The sequence below is a fragment of the Bacillus sp. CECT 9360 genome (genome assembly GCF_918741275.1).
In the GTDB taxonomy this organism is placed as follows: domain Bacteria; phylum Bacillota; class Bacilli; order Bacillales; family DSM-1321; genus Peribacillus.
In genome coordinates, this window is record NZ_CAKKNA010000011.1 from 118,407 (window position 1) to 141,855 (window position 23,449).

Consider the following 23,449-nt stretch of genomic DNA (forward strand, 5'->3'; position numbering starts at 1 on the left):
TTTTGTCCTTCATCACCTGGATGAAGGACATTTCTCGAGCTTACTTGCGCCGTTTTGTCCTTCATCACCTGGATGAAGGACATTTCTCGAGCTTACTTGCACCGTTTTGTCCTTCATCACCCGGATGAAGGACATTTCTCGAGCTTACTTGTCCCGTTTTGTCCTTCATCACCCGGATGAAGGACATTTCTCGAGCTTACTTGTCCCGTTTTGTCCTTCGTCACCCGGATGAAGGACATTTCCTGGGCTTACTTGCGCTGTTTTGTCCTTAATCACCTGGATGAAGAGCATTTACCAAGTTTACTTACACAGTTTTGAGTCATCCTCTTTTTTTATGGGCTAGTAAAGCCACTTTTAATCCTGATTCTGAGCGGCTGCACTTTCATCCATGTACATGACTTCCCAAAGATGTCCGTCTATATCCTGAAAACTCCTTACGTACATAAAGCCATGGTCCATCGGGTCATTGGATTTTATTCCGCCAGCTGCTAGGGCCTTATTGACAATCTCATCAACCTTTTCCCTGCTTTCAGCAGATAATGCCAAAATTACTTCTGTACTTTTGGTTGCATCAGAAATTTCCTTTTTGGTAAAAGTCTTAAAAAAATCTTCAACCAACAACATAGCAAATATATATTATCACTGATTATCATGCATGTTGCATTTTTATCAGTAAATTGGGGGTTGAATTCAAAACCTATTTCAGAAAAAAACTCGATGGATTTATTCAAATCTTTAACCGGTAGATTCACAAAAATTTTCTCTAATTGAATGGCCATAATAGTCACTCAGAAATTAGTTTTTTATCTAAACATAATCTTAATGAACCAGCATGATCCTCCCCTCCTTCCGAGAAAGTTTCGCAGTATCGATATCGTAGCGCGTATATGAAGGTATGGTTTCTTATCGATTGCTATTTTGCAAAAACTGACTGATGAAATGATTCATCTCACTCTATATTCTCCAGTAATTGTCTAACTTCCTTCTGCCGACCTTCGAATAAATTGGGTTTATAAAGAATCGCAACGGGTTAAAAAGACAGTAAAGTACGAAAGGTGGAGGCGAATATGGATAGGAATGTGTATGGAGTATTCAATAGCTCTGAAGAGGTGATGAATGCCGTTCGAGAACTAATGGAAAGAGGATTTGAGGGAAGTGAGTTCACGGTTATTGCCAGGGATGAAAAAGACATTTCGTTCACTAATGATGACCAGTATATAGATGTCAGTGCGATTACAACCCACGCCGAAGAAGAGGATTCCTTCATGGACAAAGTCCTGCGGTACTTTAAGGATGTTGAAGATAATCTTGAGGATAATTTAACGGGTAACGGTTTATCGGAAATGGATGCAAAAAGGTACGCAGACGAAATCGAGGCGGGGAAAATCGTTGTTCTGGTTAATGGGGGCAAAGAGGATGGGTTTGGACGTACCCTAGCTGGAACCGGAGGATGATGACAACAGACCCAGACCGTTCAAATAGCAAAAAGAGCCGGCACTCGGCTCTTTTTGTTTTTCCGTGTTCAAAATTATTTCACCGGTTCAAGTAACGAGGTTGGAAGATACCCTTCTTCTCCGGAATCTAAATTTTTAACCTTAGTCCGGATTACATCTCTTTCAAGTACCTCTACTTCGCTGTCTTTCTTTATGGTCTCAACCTGATTATCTTTTTCTATATTTTCAACACCTTTTAAATCATTCACTTCTATTAGTTGGTACAGTTCATCATAAGCTTCAGGAGTTAAAGCCAAATAGGCATCCTTTTCGACTTTAGCTGTATCTCCTTTTTGAAGGGTGTTCTCTTTTATCTTCTGATCCCCCTCCTTATAAGTATCCTTCATGTTCTGAACGATACCAGGAGTCTCTTCTTTTAGCGTATCAGAAAGCTGCTCTGCACCTTCCTTTACTTGCCCCGCAGCTTCTTCCGCTTTTTGTTCAACCTGCTTAGTAGCCTGTTCGGTTTCTTGAGATATCTCTTCACTGCTGCAGCCTGAAAACAGGAGCAAGCCCAAACTAAGGGGGATAGCTATATATCTGGCAGACAAATTCATATTTTCATCCTCCTTGCCTTTTTATATTTAAGTACCACTTGGGTTTGTAAATAAACTTAGATTACCAAAGAGGGTAGGTCACTCAGTGAGAATCTGGTAATAAAAAGCAGATTCATAAAATATAGGTTCTTCACCAAAGGAAGTGGTTTAAGTTTTTGATTATCCGTTGATTTCCGCTCCAGGCGCTCGCTTTCCGCGGGCAGTCCGGGAGCCTCCTCGGCAAAGGGCACGCCTCCGGGACTTACACAGGATGTGTTGGCGTCGACGTTTGCCACAGGACGTGGCAGATCTTAGTCGACGTTCCGTTAACTGGCCTGCTTTTCCCGCAGGAGTCTCGCACCTTCCTCTCCAATCAACTTTGTTGCAAAATTAACTGAGATATTACGTTAATCAATATTAAACCACCAGTTATGGTGAAGAGCCAAAATATAAATTAATCAGTGTCTCCATATCCTTTCAAGTCTTTTAAATTCTATATTACAAGTACAAAAAAGTTTGGTAGGATAGTAAATGAAATTATAGATAAAAAATAGGGGGAAGAAGTATATGACGAATCCGGCTGGATTTTGGAGAAGATTATTGGCTAATATACTAGATGGACTTATTATTGGAATCTCAGTCTCGGTGATCAGTTATTTAATCACACGGAATTGGGAAGCTGATACTTTTGATAGCGTGGCAAATATGGTGTATGCCTTGATTATTCCGATTATTTGGCATGGATATACAGTCGGAAAGAAAATCATGGGTGTGCGGATTGCGAAAGTGAATGGCGGTAAATTAGGTTTTGGCGCGATGTTAATGCGTACACTCGTTGCAGGTCTTGTTTACGGCCTAACGATTGGTATTGCCCTCATAGTCAGCGCATTTATGGTGGGGCTGCGAAAAGACAAAAGAGCTTTACATGATCTGATGGCAGGAACGTATGTCACCTTTGATAAACCGCAAACTTAATAAGTTCCTCCAAAATGAAAATTGGATGAACGTTCAATGGAATTAAAGATATTCTTAAGAACATAGAAAGGTTAAAAAGGATAAAACAAAGGGGGGAGCTCAATTACAGTGAGCTCCCCTTTTTAGTTTAATGGAGCAGGTTTTAAGGACCATAATAGTGGATAATAAAACAAAACAAAACAAACGCTTATCCATTAACTGTGCTATACTTGTAAAACGTACAAATATTTTGTAAATTCTGAAAGTAATTACATTTAAACTAATGGACTTTTTCTATTTGTGACAAGTGTTTTTCCCTTGTCCAAGAATCTCTTCCGCGGGTTTACGGTAATAAAATAGGTTTTGGGAGGAAAAGCCTTAGGAAATAAACCGCAATTGTATATTCTGAAAATAAATTTGGGACAATGGATGGAAAGACAGCTAATGAAAAACAAACTTCCGGGTTCCATACGGAGAAATAGGCCAGAATGCATTTGGAGTCCTTCCGCAATTTCAAGATCGCGGGCAAATGAGCAGAGTTATTCTTGGAGTAGGAACTTAAGACGTTTTGGTAGCAGGATTAATACCTATGTTGGATATTGAAATTCTTGGTTCAAGCAGCGATCACGCCGTGGGCGATGCCCCAAAAAAACTTAAGCGTAGGAGATGAAGTAACTTTCAACCTTAACTATGGTGCACTTCTTTCCATAATGACTTCCACTTATGTATATAAAAAGTACAGTACCGCCATCTAAGCAATCATTCCCGCCATTAATCTCCCTTTTACCTCTCCATTCATGTTTAAAGCCGAGCGGAGGAGGTTTAATCCTACCTGACCATGCTGACAACAACATTAAAAATAATCTCTATCCGGCATGCCCAATATTTAAATTCAATTCATTCTTCCACAGAAACTTCTATAAATTCAAAGTTCGTTATATGCAAGAATACTTTTATATAAGTATCCACATTCTATCCACATTCAGTACCGGAATCTCCACATGGATTAATAGTAGTTTAGAGGATTCTTCGATGTATCAGATTTAATTAATGAGGGGTTTTGCTTTTCAAAACTTCCTGAATCTTAGACCGACTCGGATAAAAAAAATCACGTAATAGTGAACAATTAAGATATATACCAAGAAAAGATAATGGAAAATAGTAATAATGAAGTTCCAGAATATAAAAAGGGGAAAGTAAATCTGAAAGATAATAGATAGGGGCTTGAATCCTCTCTTTTTCCTTCAATCTCTTCAAGCACTTGCTTCATCGGACTGGTTTTCCAAAAGAAAAGTCTGAAGCTCCTTATTATTCCGCTGAAAAATCCGCCTTGTATCACGAGCATCATGCCACCAAGAAGAGTTAGCATAAGTGAAAAACTGAAAAGGGTATTGATCCATATCAATCTATTAAAAGAATGATTGAAGTAATAGGAGACAAGAGTTGAAAAAAAAAGTGTTCCCAAAATCACATATATATTTATACGAAACATATAATGACAACTCCTAAAGATAATATATCTGAATTATAACATGCGAGTTTATCGAAACCTTACAAAGGATTAGCTAATAGGACTTTACCTGTAAAAAGTATCAACAAGTATGTTTTCAAAGTTTTAATTTTAAGTATATCTAAAAAAGGGGAGATTTTATTGAAGAATCATTTAGTGTTTAAGTTGCTATTGCTAATAACGGTAGTAGGTTTGGTGCTTGCGGGTTGTAATTTTAACTCATCAAAAAAGACAGATTCAGAAAATGGAGAGAATACAAAAACAACTAAAGGAAAGCAAGCATTAAACATGGTGGAAGCATCGGAAATCCCAACTATGGACTCCGCTCATGCTCATGATAATGTTTCATTTACAGTGTTGAGCAATGTTAATGAAGGTCTATTCCGGTTAGGTAAAGAGCATGAGCCGGAACTCGCTATGGCTGAGAATGAGCAAGTTAGTAAAGATGGATTAGTACATACCTATACTATACGCGATGCTAAATGGAGTAATGGTGAGCCTGTAACAGCTACCGATTTTGTTTTTGCTTGGCAACGGGTATTTAATGAAACGGGCCATTATGCAAGTATGTTTGAGACTGCAAATATTCTGAATGCAAGCGAAATATTAAAGGGTGAAAAGCCGGTTAGCGATTTGGGAGTTAAGGCTCTTGATGAGAAAACACTTGAAGTAACATTAGTATCTCCCACTGCTCTTCTTGGGCAATACTTAACATTTCCTACCTTCTTACCTCAAAATCAAAAGTATGTTGAGAGTCAAGGAAAGAAGTATGCTTTGGAAGCTGATGCACTAATATATAATGGGCCCTTTGTTCTCTCGGAATGGAAACACGATGCGAGTTGGAAATATCAGAAAAACCCTGAATATTGGGATGCAGATAGTGTGAAATTAGATGAGGTCAATGTATTTGTGGTAAAAGAAGCCGCAACCCAGTTAAACCTTTATGATACAAAAAAAGTAGATATGATTAATTTAAGTTCAGCTTCTGTAGATCAATATAAAGACAACGAAGACTTTCATGCAATTGCTGACTCGGAAATTTTCTTCCTGCGTTTTAACCATAATCATAAAGCTTTAGGAAATGAAAATATACGTCGTGCGATTGATATGAGCTGGGATAAACAAGCCCATGTTGATCGGATTTTAAACAATGGTTCATTAGCTTTGTATGGATTGGTACCAAAGGATTTCTCCTTTTCTCCAGACGGAAAGGATTTTCGGGATATTAATGGAGATCAGAACCATGGGGAAATCGGGGAAGCACAAGATTATCTCGCTAAGGGATTAAAAGAAATTGGTCAAGACTCAGTGGAAATTACACTCACAGTTTCTGCTGTTGAAGGAAATGATAAAACCGCCGAATATTTAAAAAACCAAATAGAAAAGAATTTACCAGAATTAAAAATTAAGATTAAGCTTGTACCTGTAGAACAAAGATACGAGTTAGAATCGGATCTCGATTATGATATGGTAATCTCTGCCTGGGGACCCGACTATATTGATCCAATGACATATATCGGGATGTGGGTAACGGATGGCTCCGCCAACCGTATGGACTATACTAATTCCGAGTATGATGCTCTTGTAAAAGAAATCAATGTAGAAAAAGATGATGTAAAGCGTTATGAAAAGTTGCTGAAAGCGGAAAAGATGCTATTTGACGATTCGGCAATCGCGCCATTATACCAACGAGGTTTAGCTGTCCTTCAAAAACCTGCTATCAAAGGGTTGGTCCGTCATCCCAGTGGGCCTGATTTCACTTTTAAATGGACTCAAATTGAAGGTGAATAAATAGAAATGAAAAAAAGGGGTATTACTTATTACCTCTTTTTTATCGTCTTCCGACAGAAGACCCCCACTTCAAGGAATGTGAAGGGTGTAGCCCAATGAGTAAGTGGGAGATGAATGTCAGTTGGTGATAGCCAAGTCTTTCCTCATTATGCTATAATAGGAACAAATGTTCCTTTTGGAGGTGAGTGAAATTCATGCTTGTGAACAGGGCCTATAAATTTCGGATCTATCCAAACAAAAGACAAATAGAACTTATCAACAAAACGATAGGCTGTTCAAGGTTCGTGTTCAACTTCTTTCTTGCTAAACAGAAGGACAAAGACGCTTATTGGCATATCTGCGAAGAAATGGTTCAAAACGGCCAGCTTCCAACGAATAACTGGAAGGGTCAATATTTTAATAAAAATGAAACCATAAAATCACTCCCCGAACTTAAAAGGCAATATGATTTTTTGAAGGATGTGGATAGTATTGCCCTGCAAAAATCCGTTGAAAATCTGGCAGATTCCTATGACCGCTACTACAAAAAACAAAACAAACAACCTCGATTCAAGTCTAAAAAAAACCAGGTTCAATCCTACACAACGAAACATACAAACGGGAATATAGCGGTCATTGACAACTACATCAAACTGCCTAAACTTGGACTTGTCCGATTTGCCAAAAGCCGTGAAGTCCAAGGCCGTATCCTACATGCTACAATTAGACGAAATGCTTCTGGTAAATACTTTGTTTCCCTGGGAACAGAAACAGAAGTAGCAGAATTACCGAAAAGTCACTCAGCCATTGGGATTGATGTTGGGTTAACAGATTTTGCTATTCTTTCTGATGGAACGATTTACCCCAATCCGAAATTCTATCGCAAGTTGGAAGAAAAGGTAGCGAAAGCACAGCGGATGATGAATAGGCGAACCATAGGCAGTTCTAACTGGTATAAAGCCAAAAGGAAAGTCGCCCGCATCCATGAAAAAATTGCGAATGCAAGAAAAGATTATTTAGACAAGGTTTCAACTGAAATTGTCAAAAACCACGACATGATTGGAATGGAAGACTTGTCTGTATCGAATATGTTAAAAAATCACAACCTAGCCAAAGCCATCAGCGAAGTATCTTGGTCAACATTCAAAACGATGATTGAATATAAAGCGAAATGGTATGGAAAACAGGTTGTAACAGTAGCGAAAAATTTTCCTTCCAGTCAGCTTTGTTCAGGCTGTGGCTACCGAAATAAAGACGTGAAAAATCTCGGATTGCGTGAGTGGGAGTGCCCCAAGTGTCACACTCATCACCAAAGAGATATTAACGCAGGAAAAAATCTTAAAAATGAAGTGATAAGACTTCTAACCGCAGGGACTGCGGGGGTAGCCTACTAAAATAACTGAAGGATACTTCAGAGTTCGTAGGAATCTCCCGCTTCAAATAACCCGTATGGGTGTTAAGCGGTGAGTAGTTCAATTATAAAAACAGCTAGGAGGTGGGGTTTTGAACGGCTATGTTGCTCAACGTCTAGGTTATATGTTCGTAACATTGTTTATTATTGTATCGATTACTTTTTTCTTAATGCAGCATCTCCCCGGGACACCATTTACTAACCCTGAAAAGTTATCTGCAGAGCAGCTTGAACTAATGAATGAAAAATATGGGTTGAATAAACCGGTCGCATTACAGTATGTAAGCTATTTAGGAGGTCTAGTGAAAGGGGATTTAGGAATTTCTTATCAATATGAAGGCCGATCAGTGAATAATATTCTTGGAGAACGCATAGGCCCCTCTGTACTAATAGGATCTCAAGCCCTAATTTTTGGCGTGATGGTAGGGTTGATACTTGGGATTACATCTGCTTTAAATCATAATAGTTTTTTAGATTATGGTTCTGTGACTATTGCTGTGCTGGGAATGTCCATTCCATCCTTTGTTTTTGCTGCCCTCTTACAATATTTTATAGGGGTTAAACTAGGCTGGCTGCCCGCAGCATTATGGGAAAGCTATGAAAATACAATAATGCCCTCCCTGGCATTATCTGTGACAGTCATAGCGACAGTTGCCCGGTTTATCAGAACTGAAATGCTAGAAGTATTGGGACAAGATTATATTGTAACGGCGAGAGCAAAAGGGATTAGTGAAACAGCAGTCGTTTTCAAACATATCATACGTAACGCTACCATTCCTGTTTTAACAATGTTAGGACCATTAGCTGTAGCTATTATGACAGGTACGTTGGTCATTGAAAAAATTTTTACGGTACCCGGACTTGGGGAGCAATTTACAAAGTCTATCCTGGTCAATGACTATAGTGTCATTATGGGGGTTACCTTGATGTACAGTGCGCTATTTATCTGGATCGTTTTCATAGTCGATATATTTTACGGAATAATAGATCCACGCATTAGCATACAAGGGAGGCATGAAAAATGAAGGCTTCAAACCAAAAAGTTACCGAAGATTTATTTGTTCATGCTCCTTTGGAGTCTAATAAAAGTGAAATCCTTGCTGGTACACCGGTTACGTTTAAGAGTGAGGCCTGGAGAAGGTTGAAAAAAAATAGAGGAGCTTTTCTGGGGCTTATAACGATTATTTTGTTTTCGTTTATGGCTTTGGCTGGTCCCTTTTTTAGTGAAAATTCCCATATGGATCAGGACTTAGCTCTATCTAACTTACCTCCAAAAATAGAAGGGTTAGAATGGCTTGGATTCGACGGAAAAGATGTAAACGGAAAAGATCAATATGAAGCTAGAGAAATCACAAGAAACTTTTGGTTCGGAACTGACGAATTTGGACGGGATCTCTGGACCAGAGTATGGAAGGCAACGCAGATATCATTATTTATTGCTATCATTGCAGCTCTTTTGGATTTAATCATTGGTGTAGTGTATGGGGGGATTTCTGCATTTTATGGTGGACGAGTCGATAACGGCATGCAGCGTATTATTGAAGTTTTAATCGGTATTCCAAATCTGGTTGTTATCATCTTATTCATCCTTATTCTTGAGCCGGGAATCACCTCGATTATCTTAGCGATGGTTATTACAGGGTGGGTAGGAATGGCTCGAGTTGTTCGCGGGAAAATATTACAGTTGAAGGGGCAGGAGTATATTCTGGCAGCCAGAACTTTAGGAACCTCCAATGCCAAGATTATTTGGAAGCATTTACTTCCTAATGTTATGGGTTCTATCATCATAACTTTGATGTTCACGATACCAACGGCAATTTTCTTTGAAGCATTTCTAAGTTTTATCGGCCTGGGTTTGCAGCCTCCATTGGCTTCATTAGGCGTATTAATTGAAGATGGCTATAAATCAATGCGTTTCTTTTCCTATAAATTAATATTTCCAGCAATTGTAATCAGCGCTGTGATGATTAGTTTTAATTTATTAGGTGATGGACTGCGTGATGCACTAGATCCCAAAATGAGAAAGTAAGAAAGGAGACAATGATGGAAGATACTGCATTAGAAATAGATAATCTTCATGTTTCCTTTAAGTCTCATGATGATGGGGAAATTAAGGCGGTTCGTGGCGTGAGCTTTGAGTTAAAAAAAGGTGAAACATTAGCCATTGTTGGTGAGTCTGGTTCTGGCAAATCAGTAACAGCAAAAAGTTTAATGAGACTATTGCCTAAACAAAATAGCATGATTAAAGATGGACAGGTGTTTTATGAAGAAAAGGACCTGCTCAAATATAGTGATAAAGAAATGCAAAAAATTCGCGGCTCGGAAATATCAATGGTATTTCAAGATCCGATGACTTCACTTAATCCAACCATGAAGATTGGTAAGCAAATCATGGAAGGGTTAAGAAAACATCAGGGACTCAGAAAAAAAGAAGCATTTAATAGATCTACAGAGCTGCTTAACCTTGTTGGGATACCAAATGCAGTGGAAAGAATGTCTGATTTTCCACACCAGTTTTCGGGGGGGATGAGACAGCGGGTAGTTATTGCAATGGCATTAGCTTGTAATCCGAATGTATTGCTGGCAGATGAACCTACCACTGCCCTCGATGTAACCATACAGGCACAAATTTTAGACTTGATGAAGGATCTGCAAAAAAAGACTGGAACATCAATTATTATTATTACCCATGATCTAGGCGTAGTTGCCAGTATGGCTCAGCGTGTTGCGGTCATGTATGCAGGAGAAATAGTCGAAACAGGTTTGGTGGATGAGATTTTCTATGAACCAAAGCACCCTTATACACGTGGGCTCCTATTATCCATGCCAAAACTGAATGCAAATCGTTCTACTAAGTTAATTCCCATTCCGGGGACACCGCCTGATTTAGGTCAATTACCTGAAGGCTGCCCTTTCGCAGCTCGATGTCCTTATGTTATGAAAGTTTGTCACAACTTTGCTCCTAGCAGGACTCAAGTTTCAGAAACGCACACAGTCGCATGTTGGTTAGAAGATGACCGAGCACCTCGAGTAGAATGGTTAGCGGAGTAGGAGGCCAATAGATGAAAGAAAAAGAGAAGCTCATTGAGATTAAACATTTAAAAAAATATTTCAGTGTTGGAAAAGGTAAAGTATTAAAAGCAGTTGACGATGTATCTTTTGATATTTATAAAGGGGAAACTTTAGGTTTAGTGGGGGAGTCTGGTTGCGGTAAATCGACAACTGGCCGGACTATTATCCAATTATACAATTCTACCTCAGGAAAAGTAGTTTATGATGGGGAAGATCTTCAGTTGATAAAAACAGCGGCAGATATTAAAAGAATGAAGAAAAAAATTCAAATGATATATCAGGATCCATACTCATCTCTTAATCCCAGGATGACTGTATTAGAGATAATATCAGAAGGGATTAACAATCATGAAGTTCATCTTGGCAAAAAGGAAATTAAAGATAAAGTTTATGAATTGCTTGAATCGGTCGGCTTAGATAAAAAGCATGCTAATCGTTATCCGCATGAGTTCAGCGGAGGACAACGGCAACGCATAGGAATTGCCCGAGCTCTTGCTGTAGAACCTGAATTTATAATAGCTGATGAACCTATTGCTGCGTTAGATGTTTCCATACAAGCACAAATTGTAAACCTTATGCAAGATTTACAGCAAAAAAAAGGGTTGACGTATTTATTTATCGCCCATGATTTATCAATGGTTAAGCATATTAGTGATCGTATCGCCGTCATGTATTTAGGAACGATAATAGAATTGGCCGAAAGTGAGAATTTATATGACAATCCTCTGCATCCTTACACTCAGGCTTTGCTATCAGCAATCCCAATTCCTGATCCTAAGCTTGAGAGAGCGCGAGAACGTATTATTTTAAAGGGAGACGTTCCAAGCCCTTTGAATCCTCCAAGCGGCTGCCGCTTTCGCACACGTTGTCCAAGGGCTATGCAGATTTGTTCCGATAGCGTACCAAAGTGGCAGGAAGTTTCCCCGAAGCATTTCGTTGCTTGTCACCTTTATGACTAATAAGGGAAGATTACTTGTACTACTTAGTACGCAAAAAAGGGGATGAATAATCATCCCCCCAATTTACTTATTCTTGCAATATTTTATCGCAAAGTCTTTAATGCGCCACTCCAAGCGTTTACTTGGTCAAGCATCGTGTTCATATTATCAAGATGTAATTCAGCTGGTTTGAACTCGCTGAAGTTTTCAAAATCAGTGAACAATGACAATGTTGGGTGTATACGAACGTCCGCAACTTGTAATTCTCCTAAGATTCCACGTAAATGTTCAGCTGCACGGGCTCCACCTGTTGAACCGTAGCTAACGATACCTGCTGCCTTATTGTTCCATTCATCACGGGCTGAATCCAGTGCATTTTTCAATGCTCCAGTGATGCTGTGATTGTATTCTTGGACGATAAATACGAATCCATCTAAGCTGGCAAGTTTTTCTGACCAAGCTTTCAATCCTGGTTCTTCACCAGTACCTTCTCCTAAGAATGGTAATTTGAAGTCTGCGATATCGACGATTTCATAATTTGCATCTCCACGTTTGTCAGCAATTTCCTTTACCCATTTTCCTACTTGTGGGCTTACCCGTCCTTGACGTGTGCTTCCCAAGATAATTCCAATATTTAATTTTTCCATTTGTTTTTCCTCCTCATTAGTTGATCCACCAAATAATTTGTTTAAAAACCCCATGCTGCACCCCCTTTATTACCTGTATCTTTCTTTATCTTTGTATTCTAAAGTTGCTAAATATTTGCAATTATACTCAACTAAAATATTTTGAATACGAGATACATAATACTGCAATAAATTTCTGTTGTCAAAGGATTGATTTATACGTAGTGTTCTCCTAGTTCTTTTGATCAATACGTTTTTAAAAAAGTGAGTTTTGGGCAAATATGTCGACCGAAAGAACCGAGAATTATCAGCGATGGATCCACAAATATGAACACCACCGAATAGAAACGTTGAGTGAATTGAAAAATAAACTTGAGGAGGATAAGCATAATGACAAAATCAACATTCGTCTATGTGACCTACATTGCCACCACACCGGAGAAACTATGGGAAGCATTGACAAGCAGCGATTTTACCGAAAAATATTTCTTCGGAAGCAAAATTCAATCCGATTGGCAAGAAGGTTCAACCGTCACCTATGAGCGGAATGGGCTAGTCGTCGATCACGGGGAAATACTAAAGTGCGAGCCGCATCGTTTACTTTCTTTTACATGGAAAATAGAAGGTGACGATACACCCCGCGAACTTCCCACAAAGGTTACTTTTGAGCTGAAACAAATGGAAGCTACAGTAAAGCTAACGCTTAAACATGACAATCTGGTGGATGCGGACTATGTTGAAGACAACGATACCTTTAGGGGCTTAAATAATGGATGGCCGGCCATTCTAAGCAACCTAAAGAGCTTGCTCGAAACGGGAAATACCTTGCCGCCCCTAAACATATAACTAATTAATATTTTTGATTGATTAATTAGCAATAGTTACATTTCACTTTTCACTATTTTCCGGAACTTCATTTAATTCCTTAACGGGCCAGCCATAAAGTTTGTTGATCTCATTTGCAACCTGAACTAAAAAATCATCAGATAATAAAGGCTGGGTCTCCTTATACATAATTTGATTCCTCCTTTTGGAAATGCCTGAAATTATTGTTCGCTCATTAAGTAATTTTAAACATTGTACTAATCTATTTTTGTATATACATAGGAAAAACCTAGGAGCCTTAATTTCATATTTCTAAATCGCTGATCTAATGGTACGGGGGAACCGTTATGTCCAAAGGGTGAATCGTTACAAGGTAGGTCTATTAAGATATGACTTGTAGACATTTTTTATTAGCCGTTTTTCATTTCATTATAGGGGCATTATATTCTTATTAATATCTGGTGGTGGGGAAATCATGATTTCTTCTATAAAGAGGTTTTTAATTGGACGACCTTTAAAATCAACGGAGTTAGGGGAACAGAAGCTTAACAAAGCAGGGCTGGCATAATATTCTTCATAACCAATCAAGCTTATTAATACGGGCCTACCTGCTTTATAGAAGAAATGTAATTATCACCACTTCACCTTACCATTTGAAAAAATAAAGATGTAAAAAGAAGGTGGAGGCTTTGCTTAATGCTAAAGTACCACCTTCTTTTTATTAACGAGGTATTCCTAACAATATTAGGTGATATAGCTCGGTGTGCAGGTTTTAATGCTTTTTATTCATGAATCTTTTATACAGAAAATACGCCGCAACAATTAAGACGATTAACAAAATAAATTTCATATTATTACTCCTTTAATTATCTAGATACTATGTCTTTTCCCTAATTTTTCAGGATAGAAACATTCATTATATTATACCAAATGACTTGCTTCGGGATGTGGGCTGCAATATAGGAGAATCCAATCACTTGGTTCCTGAAATTAGAAAATCAATATAGTATGCTGTGTTTCAAGAGAAGTTCTTATTTTCTCATGCTTTCTGTCCTGTGGCTGAAAGTGTGAAAAAATAAGCGCTTTTTTTATATGGAAAAATAAATGGGAAATGATATATCTGAGGAGATGAAAAAATGTATTTCTTGTTAAATATATTGGGCGTATTAGTTGTGATAGGTCTCGTTTACCTTTGTTCACCTAATAAAAGAAAGGTTAAATGGAAATCCATCCTTACCTTGCTAGTTGTTGAATTGGTTATAACCTGGTTCATGTTATCGACTGAAATAGGGACATGGGTCATTAATCAAATTGCATCTTTCTTTACCTGGTTGATCTCATGTGCAAATGAAGGGATTTCTTTTGTCTTCCCTTCTGTGATGGCGAATGAGCAGGTTGATTTCTTTTTCAGTGCCTTAATGCCAATTATTTTCATTATCACGTTTTTTGATATTCTATCGTATTTCGGTTTACTGACTTGGATCATCGATAAAGTAGGCTGGCTCATTTCAAAAGTGTCAGGTTTACCAAAGCTTGAGAGCTTCTTCTCTATCCAGATGATGTTTCTTGGGAATACGGAAGCTCTGGCGGTTCTCCGCGATCAATTGAGAGTCCTAGGAGGTCAGCGTTTGCTGACATTTGGAATCATGAGTATGAGCAGTATCAGCGGCTCGATCATAGGAGCTTACTTATCAATGGTTCCAGCAACCTATGTATTTGTTGCGATTCCCCTAAACTGTTTGAATGCTTTATTGATTGCAAACATGCTAAACCCGGTCGATGTCAGCAAAGAAGAAGATATTGTTTATGTTCCGACTAAAGAGGAACGGAAAGATTTCTTTTCCACGATCTCGAACAGTATGCTAGTTGGAATCAAGATGGTTATCGTCATCATGGCGATGGTCATCGGTTATGTAGCGTTAACAGCCTGCGTAAACGGTATATTAGGTTTCGTGGTGGATGGATTGACGATTCAGAAGATCTTTTCTGTTATCTTTAGCCCGTTCGCTTTCTTACTTGGGTTATCAGGACATGATGCCATGTATGTCGCCCAATTAATGGGAATCAAGCTTGCCACCAATGAATTCGTTGCAATGCTTGATTTAAAAGATCAGATTAGCAGCCTGGCTCCGCATACAGTAGCGGTTGCGGTCACTTTCCTCACCTCTTTTGCCAACTTTAGTACAGTCGGCATGATTTATGGAACATTTAATTCCATCCTCGATGAAGAAAAATCGCACATCATCGGAAGAAATGTATGGAAGCTGTTGCTTAGCGGAATGGCAGTCTCCCTGTTAAGTGCTATGGTTGTCGGATTATTCGTTTGGTAAGCGCTAAATAATATATGAGGAATGAAACACCGCCGTATTCCACTAAAAGATGCGTTAGATAGCAAAAAGGAGCCGGCTTTCGGCTCCTTTGCTTTTCCCTCTTATCCGGCTAATGTAGCGATAATTACTTTTCATTTTCACTATTTTCCGGAACCTCAATGTTTTCCTGAACGGGCCAGCCATAAAGTTTGTTAATTTCATTTGCAACCTGATCTAAAAATTCATCCGATAATAAAGGTAAAGGTAAGGTCTCCTTGAACATAATAATCTGGTCCCTCCTTTTGAGAAATGACTGAAAATATTGTTCGCGAATTTTGTAATTTTAAACATTGTTAACAATCTCTTGTTGTATTTAAAAATAAATATGTGAAAAAGGAGTACTAAGAGATAAGTATGGAGAATTTTGTATTAAAAAAATTTGAAATATTACGATATATTTAATAAGTAGATGATTTACCTACCTTTATTTTGAAGTAAAGGTAGGTTTTTTATCCCATCACAAAATATTTAGATTTATACTGTAACTTATAGAACATCTTTCTCATGATAAATATTTAAAGATCACAGCGTCAGGTACTAATAAAATCCTAAACTGGGCAGGGGATTACAAATGCTTGAAAACCAGACAAGATATTCCCGTTTAGCGAATATCACGAAGATTATTAACACCAAGCTCGAATTAAAGGAAGTTCTGGAACATGTGGTTTTAGCCATTTCCGAGGAAATCGTCCAATGTGACGCCGTGGGCATTTATTTGCCCCAGGGAGATGGAACGTTTCGCGGATATGTGGGGAAACCGGAGGTCATGAACGGTATGACCTTAGACATGCTCGTTGTTGATCCCGAACAAGATAAGCTGGCAAAAGAAGCATTGGTTATTAAAAAAGCCATCTATATTCCTGATACTTCAGAAGATACCAGGCCTGATCCAATGCCTGTCGATGCTTTCGGCATTAAATCATTATTATGTGTACCTATTTTTTATGATGATGATATATATGGAATTGTCTATTTGTTCGATTATGGGGCTCAAATGAATTTATCTGAATCTGAAATTCAGACGGTTGAAGCTTATGTAAACATGGCTGCCGTAGCTATACGAAATTCTAATAGCTTTGTTCGGAAAGAACGCCTGCTTGCCGAAAAGCAATTATTGTTAGATATTAATCGGGAATTGTCATTATGTTCATCCATGCAAAACGCATTAGAACTTTGTTTCGATTATGTACGCAGTGTATTGAAAAACAAAAATGTCGGCGCACACATATTGGATCCGATTGCTGAAAGACAGATAAAACCGCAAAGCTTAAGCCTTGAAAGCGATTGGGCGTTAGACGACTGGAAAAAAACACATCAGGACGGAAATTTTGACCACAGTACGGATGTCCTATACAACGAAGTGATGAGTACGAAGCAGGCCGTATACATACCCAACGTCTACAATGATGATAGGCCTGACCATGATATTTGCCGGCAATTTGGTATCGTAGGGTTGTATGTTATGCCGCTTGTTGCAATGGGAGAGGTGCTTGGTACGATTCCGGTTGCCGTATTTGATGAATCGGCGGAAACATTTACGGACGCGGACCTTCAGCTTGCCCAATCCGTCGTGGACGCGACCGCGCTAGCTCTTTCTAATCTTCTCATCGTTGAAAAACAGGAATTGATTATCCAGGACCGGACCTCGGAACTTATGCAAAAAAACGCAGAATTGGAGACCGCTGTTCAGGAATTCTGGCGTTTGAGCCGGGAAAACGCACTGATACTCAATTCAGCAGGTGACGGCATTTTCGGTGTAGACCTTACCGGTAATTTCACTTTTTGCAATCCTGCAGCCGTAAATATGCTTGGCTATAAGGATAAAGAGGAGTTAATTGGAGAGCCATTCAGCAGAATTTATCAGCGTACGCGCGGCCGTGATGAAACTGAATTCGTCGCCTTATCTAATTCATACACGACGGATGAACATTTTTTCAAAAAAGATGGCAGCCAATTTGCCGTTGAATTTGCTTCTTCTTCGATACTCGAAGGGGACAAAATAGTCGGGTATGTCGTTACGTTCAAAGATATTACACATAGAAAGCAAATGGAAGATAAAATAAGATACCATGCATATTATGATAGTTTAACAAATCTTCCTAATAGAGTGCTGTTTATGGATCGATTAAATCAAGGCTTAGCGTATGCCGAGAGCCACCAAGAGAAGCTGGCGGTCATGTTTCTCGATCTAGATCGTTTCAAAAAAATTAACGATACCTTTGGCCATAGTTATGGAGATATATTGCTTAAAAAAGTGGCGGACCGCCTTAACAATCTTCTTCCTAATGGGTGTACCGTTTCCCGGCAAGGCGGCGATGAATTTACAATGATTCTACCAAGCGTTAAAAGTGAAGATGAAGTAAGAGGATTATCTGACATGATCCTAAAGTCTTTCTCTGAGCCTATCAGTTTGGATGGAAACGATGTATTTGTAAATGCCAGCATGGGCATTAGTCTATATCCTTGTCACGGAGACAGCTCCGAGGAGTTAATTAAGTACGCTGACACGGCGATGTATAAAGCAAAAGAGCTATCAGGACCTAATTATCAATTTTATAAGGAAAGCATGAGCATTCGAAGTCTTGAAAGCGTGAAATTAGAAAATGATTTGCACAAAGCCTTGGCGAACCAAGAGTTTGTTATCCACTATCAACCCCAGATTGACTATAGAACGAATGAAATAGTCGGTGTAGAGGCTCTGATCCGCTGGAACCACCCGACCTTAGGAATGATACCCCCTGCTGAGTTCATCCCGATCGCAGAAGAAATCGGACTAATTGTGCCAATTGGGGAATGGGTCCTTAGAACAGCTTGTGAACAAACAAAGAAATGGCATAGTTTAGGATATCCTTTTGTCAGGGTCTCTGTTAATTTAGCAGCCCAGCAATTTGTAAAAACGGAATTGACAATGGTAATCAAAAATATATTAGCAGAGACGAAGTTGCCTGCTGAGTATTTGGAGCTTGAGTTAACCGAAAATGCGATCATCCAAAACACCGATGCTACCTTAAGCATCATGCGGGAAATAAAGAATCTTGGAGTAAAGATCGCGATTGACGACTTTGGAACAGGCTATTCATCATTAGGTTATCTAAAGAATTTCCCGATAGATACGCTAAAAATCGATCAGACATTCGTAAAGGAAATCATTCAAGACACTCATAATGCTGCGATTACGAATACGATTATAACGCTGGCCCATAATTTGCAGCTGGATGTCATCGCTGAAGGGGTAGAGACGAAGGAACAAATTGAGTTTCTCATCGAAAACAACTGCCATTTTATGCAGGGCTATTACTTTAGTAGGCCTGTCGAGGCAGAGGAATTGGCAAATAAGTTCTTTGTGAAAAAAGGTATGTAGTATATTTCCATTTTTAATAGAAAGAGGGTGTCTACTTTGACACTCTCTATTTATTTTTCGAAAGGTCAGAACATTAGTTCTATTATCCTATTGTTTACGGAACATTTGTTCGTATATAATTCATTAAAAGGAGGTGATAGATTCAGAATTTTCCCAATTGTTAAACCTTTAGTAGTTTGATAGGTTTAGAGCAACAGATTTTCAGCGCACATCATGAAAAAAACTTTAGGAGGAACAGATTATGAAAAAGAAGCTTTTGGTTAGTGCAGTTTTATCACTTGGGTTGTTAGCCACGAATGTCGCTGATTCAAATGCATTAGCCTCCACGCAGAACGTCTTAAGCGTTACAGAGTATAATGAAAAATTGGATTCTCTGGAGTATAAATCCGGTAAGCTAACAGGCCCGTCAAACAGTAAAAAAACAGAAATCATATTTAATTATCTGAATCAGCATAAAGAATCCTATAAACTGGGAAAGAAAGATGCGAAAGAGCAATTTGCCATCACAAAACAAGAGACCGATCAAAAAGGCAATACGATCCTTAAAATGCAGCAAATCTTTGAAGGGATTCCGGTGTGGGGGTCAACCCAGGCAGTCGTCATCTCCGAGGATGGTGTTCTAAACGTCATTTCCGGTTCCGTAGTAGATGAGTTAGATCATAAGCTTACGGGGAAGTCCAAACAAGGAATCAAGAATAAAGAAGCCATTAAGATTGCAGAAAAAGATTTAGGTGTTACACCTGTATATGAAAGAGTGCCAACTGCCGAGCTAGTGGTGTTCACGGATAAGGAAGCGGCAGAATATGCCTATAAAGTGAATCTGAATTTCCTAGAGCCTTCACCAGGAAACTATTATTATTTCATTTCAGCAGAAACAGGACAAGTCCTTAATAAGTATAATGGCATGCATGAAGTGTCTGGCACAAATGCAGTGGGGACCGGAACAGGGTTGACCAACAATACGGTTTCTCTTAACACAACCCTTTCAAGCGGCCGTTATTATTTACAGGATAATACACGAGGCAAAGGGGTCTTCACCTATAATGCCAATAATGCCCAAAGGCTTCCTGGCCCATTATGGGCTGACAGTGATAATGTTTTTAAAGCGGTCTATGATGCCCCGGCGGTCGATGCACATTATTATGCAGGCAAAACCTATGATTTCTATAAATCTTCCTATAACCGGAATTCATATGATAACCTCGGAGGCGCTTTAAAGTCGACGGTGCATTATGGGAACAAGTATAACAATGCGTTCTGGAATGGGATTCAAATGGTATACGGAGATGGGGACGGCACGACATTCAGGCCTTTATCCGGGGGACTTGATGTCGTAGCGCATGAACTGACACATGCCGTTACGGATACGGAATCAGGACTGATTTACCAGAATGAATCAGGGGCATTGAATGAAGCGATATCCGATATTTTCGGAACGGTTGTCGAATTCAATGGACAAGCCCAGAAAGCTGATTATGACATCGGAGAAGATATCTATACTCCTGCGATTGCCGGCGATGCTCTCCGCTCTATGTCAGACCCGGCGAAATACGGCGATCCTGACCATTATTCAAAACGATACACCGGTACGGATGATAATGGCGGTGTCCATATCAATAGTGGCATTATCAACAAAGCAGCCTATTTAATCGGTTCGGGCGGCACGCATTATGGCATAAGCGTTCAAGGCGTTGGCGTTCAAAAGCTAGGAGCCATTTTTTATCGTGCCAACACCGTATACCTGACAGCGTCCACATCCTTCTCGCAAGCCCGCGCTGGCATTGTACAGTCTGCGGCCGATCTGTACGGAGCAGGAAGCCCGGAAGTGACAACTGTAAGCAAAGCATTTGATGCGGTAGGAGTAAAATAATAGTTATACACTCGCGCAAAAGCCAGACTTTAACAGTCTGGCTTTTTTTCTGCTGCTGTTATTTAAGAGGATTCCTTTTTAAGTCTGCGGTCTCTATACATCTATGAGTGTAAGCTAGGCAGATTGATGCTAAATGTCGTTGCAGTCTCATTCGAATCACATTGTATAGAGCCGGCGTTTTTTTCAATGATTTTCTTACAAACAAACAGTCCGATTCCTGTGCCGAGTTCTTTTGTGGTAAAAAAGGGTTCGAATATCGTTTTTATATGCTCAGGTGCAATCATCGGACCATTATTGGAAATTCGAACGACTAAGTGTCCTGCCTCAACATTGCAAGAAACTTTCAAATACCTGGGTTTGGCAGAATCTTTTAACGCATCAATGGAATTAACGAATAGATTGAGGAGCACTTGTTTGATCTCATCTTTATTGGCGGTGACGATTAAACTAGGCTGAATGTCCGTCACAACCTGTACATCGTTATCAACGATGCTGGGATAGGTTAATTGCTGTATGTCATTAAATAGCTGAATGATGGAAATCTCCTCGATAATTATATTTAGATCGTTAAACTCTGCTTTAGATGTATGCAAAAATTGCGTGATTCTAAAGTTAAGCTGCTGTAGTTCATTTTCTATAATATCCAAGTATTTCACATTGGGATGTTCTTTTCTAAGCAATTTATTAAACCCTATGACAGAAGTGAGCGGGTTTCTAAATTCATGAACAAAACTGGATGACATTTGTCCAAGTATGGCTAACTTATCCTTGTGGTTTTCACTGATATATAAAGTTTTCTCCTCTAATTCTTGATCTTTTAAATTCGTATATTCAGTAACGGTGTCAAAACAGAATTGATCAAAGTACTTATTGATGTTGTTAATGAATGTATATAAATACTTCAGGGGTATTTCCGATTGCATCGCATATTTGATAATAATACTTCGTCCTAAATTAATATTGTACACAAAATTGCCAATATTGATATTCGCCTCCAACCGTTCAGCTGCAACTTTATGAGCCAAGTCGGTAAGGGTGGACTGGGATTCAAGCCCGCTAATGGCAGTCCTAAGCACAGAGTACATCAGAAAGCCATTTTCTTTCATCTGCTCGTTGCTGAAGTCCATTTCATCTGTTTTGAAGGAATCGTGCCATTCTTGAAAAATCCCAGGTTTATGATCGTCCAGGAATTGGACTAGCCTAATATTATATGGTTCTTGTGTGATTGATGTGCCCATGTTTACACTTCCCCTTATACAATAATCATTTACTTATTCGATAAATCATTCCAATTTCCTCCAAGTTTCAGTTCCATCCATAGAATAAAAACAGACAATTTTCCACATTTTTTATAATTTTTGTACCAAAAAAAGGAATTTAAAGAAAATTGTCCAATTAATAATTATATATAAAAAAGGGGGCTTTACAATGAAAAGAGTTGTAATCACAGGCATGGGGGCTATTTCCCCTGTGGGCAATACAGCCGAAGAAATGTGGAATTCAGTTGTAAAAGGAAAATCTGGAATTGGTTTATTAACAAGATTCGACAGTACTGATTTTTCTGCCAAAACGGCGGCGGAAGTGAAAGGTTTTCATCTATCTGACTATATGGAAGTGAACGAAAGGCATCGAATGGATCGGTTTACACAATATGCGGTAGCTTCATCGCTAATGGCGGTTCGTGATGCAGGGATGCTGATTGGAGAGAATATTACGGCAGAACGGATTGGGGTGTCGTTTGGTACTGCAATCGGAGGAATTGAAAGTTTCGAAGAGAGCTATAGGAGCCTCCAGGAAGGCGGTTACCAAAATTTATATCCATTTGCTACAACCACGGTGATATCGAATATGGCGGCGAGCCAGGTGTCGATTGCTTTAGGGGCGAAAGGCGTAAATATGTGCACCGTTTTATCCTGTGCATCCGGATCGAATGCGATTGGGGATGCCTTCAGAGTGATCCAGAGGGGTGAGGCGGATGCTATGGTAGCTGGAGGATCAGAAGCTTCTCTTACTCCCCTCGGAATTGGGGCATTTTGTGCGATGGGCGCCATTTCGCAAAATCCCAATCCTGAATCAGCCTGCAGACCATTTAACAAGAATAGGGATGGGCTTGTAATGGGTGAAGGAGCGGGTGCCATATTGTTGGAATCATTAGATTCGGCTATCGAAAGAAATGCCCCTATTTACGGAGAAATTGTTGGATATGCAACCGTTGCGGATGCGTATCATATCACGAGCCCCGCTCCCGGAGGACAAGGTGCAGCAAGGGCAATGGAACTTGCTTTGGCTGACTCAGGACTGGGTAAAAAGGACATCCATTACATAAACGCCCATGGTACAAGCACTATTTACAATGATAAATCGGAAACCCAGGCAATCAAGACATTTTTACAAGAGGATGCCTATAACACCCCTATCAGTTCCACAAAATCGATGACCGGACATATGATGGGAGCAGCGGGTGCTGTGGAAGCCATTCTTACATTGATGGCAATCAAAACAGGTGTGGTTCCTCCAACCATCAATTTAGACACTCCGGACCCTGAATGTGATCTGGATTATGTACCGAATGTAGCAAGGGAAGTCCACATAAAAGCTGCTCTAAGCAATGCGATGGGGTTCGGCGGGCATAATACTGCCCTTATCTTTAAGGCTGTATAATTTAGCAAGGTAAAATTTTGCAAAATCATTTGCACTTTGAGCAAAGATACCTA

19 protein-coding genes and 1 pseudogene are annotated in these 23,449 nt (G+C 39.3%); 13 read left to right on the forward strand and 7 right to left on the reverse strand.

What is annotated here, in order from left to right; genetic code table 11:
- Positions 1-354: 354 nt before the first annotated feature.
- Positions 355-779, reverse strand: a pseudogene (locus tag LQ216_RS14720) (VOC family protein).
- A 288-nt stretch (positions 780-1,067) separates the two neighbouring features.
- Here LQ216_RS14720 and LQ216_RS14725 point away from each other — a divergent pair.
- The gene (locus LQ216_RS14725) at positions 1,068-1,454 is read left to right on the forward strand and encodes a general stress protein (RefSeq protein ID WP_230130237.1); all 387 of its coding nucleotides are present in this window, start codon (positions 1,068-1,070) and stop codon (positions 1,452-1,454) included.
- 74 nt (positions 1,455-1,528) lie between these two features.
- Here LQ216_RS14725 and LQ216_RS14730 read toward each other — a convergent pair whose 3' ends face one another.
- Positions 1,529-2,050, reverse strand: a complete 522-nt coding sequence (locus tag LQ216_RS14730) for a hypothetical protein (protein WP_230130238.1) — start codon at positions 2,048-2,050, stop codon at positions 1,529-1,531.
- 546 nt (positions 2,051-2,596) lie between these two features.
- Here LQ216_RS14730 and LQ216_RS14735 point away from each other — a divergent pair.
- A complete protein-coding gene (locus LQ216_RS14735; protein ID WP_230130239.1) occupies positions 2,597-3,004 on the forward strand; it encodes an RDD family protein in 408 nt (135 codons plus the stop codon).
- A 1,105-nt stretch (positions 3,005-4,109) separates the two neighbouring features.
- Here the strand turns inward: LQ216_RS14735 and LQ216_RS20525 are convergent.
- Positions 4,110-4,475 (reverse strand): DUF3899 domain-containing protein, encoded by a 366-nt coding sequence (locus tag LQ216_RS20525; RefSeq protein ID WP_354959106.1) that lies wholly within the window; start codon positions 4,473-4,475, stop codon positions 4,110-4,112.
- A 159-nt stretch (positions 4,476-4,634) separates the two neighbouring features.
- On the opposite strand from LQ216_RS20525, the gene LQ216_RS14740 reads away from it, so the two are divergent.
- The 6 genes from LQ216_RS14740 to LQ216_RS14765 all read left to right on the forward strand — a co-directional run bounded on the left by LQ216_RS14740 (position 4,635) and on the right by LQ216_RS14765 (position 11,705).
- On the forward strand, positions 4,635-6,284 hold the full coding sequence (locus LQ216_RS14740) for a peptide ABC transporter substrate-binding protein (RefSeq protein WP_230130240.1): 1,650 nt from the start codon (positions 4,635-4,637) through the stop codon (positions 6,282-6,284).
- Between the two features lie 194 nt (positions 6,285-6,478).
- Positions 6,479-7,657 carry an IS200/IS605 family element RNA-guided endonuclease TnpB gene (tnpB, locus tag LQ216_RS14745; RefSeq protein ID WP_230130241.1) on the forward strand — a complete coding sequence of 393 codons (1,179 nt, stop codon included), beginning with the start codon at positions 6,479-6,481 and terminating at the stop codon, positions 7,655-7,657.
- Between the two features lie 109 nt (positions 7,658-7,766).
- Positions 7,767-8,699 (forward strand): oligopeptide ABC transporter permease, encoded by a 933-nt coding sequence (gene opp3b, locus LQ216_RS14750; protein WP_290369282.1) that lies wholly within the window; start codon positions 7,767-7,769, stop codon positions 8,697-8,699.
- On the forward strand, positions 8,696-9,703 hold the full coding sequence (opp3C, locus tag LQ216_RS14755; protein WP_230130242.1) for an oligopeptide ABC transporter permease: 1,008 nt from the start codon (positions 8,696-8,698) through the stop codon (positions 9,701-9,703). The genes opp3b and opp3C overlap by 4 nt, the downstream gene beginning before the upstream one ends.
- A gap of 14 nt (positions 9,704-9,717) precedes the next feature.
- A complete protein-coding gene (locus tag LQ216_RS14760) occupies positions 9,718-10,725 on the forward strand; it encodes an ABC transporter ATP-binding protein (RefSeq protein ID WP_230130289.1) in 1,008 nt (335 codons plus the stop codon).
- A gap of 11 nt (positions 10,726-10,736) precedes the next feature.
- Positions 10,737-11,705, forward strand: coding sequence for an oligopeptide/dipeptide ABC transporter ATP-binding protein (locus LQ216_RS14765; protein WP_230130243.1), 969 nt, complete (start codon positions 10,737-10,739; stop codon positions 11,703-11,705).
- 83 nt (positions 11,706-11,788) lie between these two features.
- Here the strand turns inward: LQ216_RS14765 and LQ216_RS14770 are convergent, their stop codons facing one another.
- Positions 11,789-12,385 (reverse strand): NAD(P)H-dependent oxidoreductase, encoded by a 597-nt coding sequence (locus LQ216_RS14770; RefSeq protein ID WP_230130244.1) that lies wholly within the window; start codon positions 12,383-12,385, stop codon positions 11,789-11,791.
- 315 nt (positions 12,386-12,700) lie between these two features.
- Here LQ216_RS14770 and LQ216_RS14775 point away from each other — a divergent pair, with 315 nt between their 5' ends.
- Positions 12,701-13,156: an SRPBCC family protein gene (locus tag LQ216_RS14775; RefSeq protein ID WP_230130245.1), complete on the forward strand. Its 456-nt coding sequence runs from the start codon at positions 12,701-12,703 to the stop codon at positions 13,154-13,156.
- 42 nt (positions 13,157-13,198) lie between these two features.
- On the opposite strand, the gene LQ216_RS14780 is transcribed toward LQ216_RS14775, so the two are convergent.
- Entirely contained in the window at positions 13,199-13,324 is a 126-nt protein-coding gene (locus tag LQ216_RS14780) for a hypothetical protein (protein ID WP_230130246.1), read from the reverse strand.
- 947 nt (positions 13,325-14,271) lie between these two features.
- Here LQ216_RS14780 and LQ216_RS14785 point away from each other — a divergent pair.
- Entirely contained in the window at positions 14,272-15,465 is a 1,194-nt protein-coding gene (locus tag LQ216_RS14785; protein WP_230130247.1) for a nucleoside transporter C-terminal domain-containing protein, read from the forward strand.
- A 124-nt stretch (positions 15,466-15,589) separates the two neighbouring features.
- Here LQ216_RS14785 and LQ216_RS14790 read toward each other — a convergent pair whose 3' ends face one another.
- On the reverse strand, positions 15,590-15,727 hold the full coding sequence (locus LQ216_RS14790; RefSeq protein WP_230130248.1) for a hypothetical protein: 138 nt from the start codon (positions 15,725-15,727) through the stop codon (positions 15,590-15,592).
- A 348-nt stretch (positions 15,728-16,075) separates the two neighbouring features.
- On the opposite strand from LQ216_RS14790, the gene LQ216_RS14795 reads away from it, so the two are divergent.
- Together LQ216_RS14795 and LQ216_RS14800 are read left to right on the forward strand one after the other, a co-directional pair.
- Entirely contained in the window at positions 16,076-18,865 is a 2,790-nt protein-coding gene (locus LQ216_RS14795) for an EAL domain-containing protein (protein WP_230130249.1), read from the forward strand.
- A gap of 241 nt (positions 18,866-19,106) precedes the next feature.
- Positions 19,107-20,735 carry a M4 family metallopeptidase gene (locus LQ216_RS14800; protein WP_230130250.1) on the forward strand — a complete coding sequence of 543 codons (1,629 nt, stop codon included), beginning with the start codon at positions 19,107-19,109 and terminating at the stop codon, positions 20,733-20,735.
- Positions 20,736-20,836: 101 nt separating this feature from the next.
- On the opposite strand, the gene LQ216_RS14805 is transcribed toward LQ216_RS14800, so the two are convergent.
- Positions 20,837-21,973, reverse strand: coding sequence for a HAMP domain-containing sensor histidine kinase (locus LQ216_RS14805; protein ID WP_230130251.1), 1,137 nt, complete (start codon positions 21,971-21,973; stop codon positions 20,837-20,839).
- 190 nt (positions 21,974-22,163) lie between these two features.
- Between LQ216_RS14805 and fabF the strand changes: the two genes are divergently transcribed.
- Entirely contained in the window at positions 22,164-23,396 is a 1,233-nt protein-coding gene (gene fabF / locus LQ216_RS14810; RefSeq protein ID WP_230130252.1) for a beta-ketoacyl-ACP synthase II, read from the forward strand.
- Positions 23,397-23,449 lie beyond the last annotated feature (53 nt).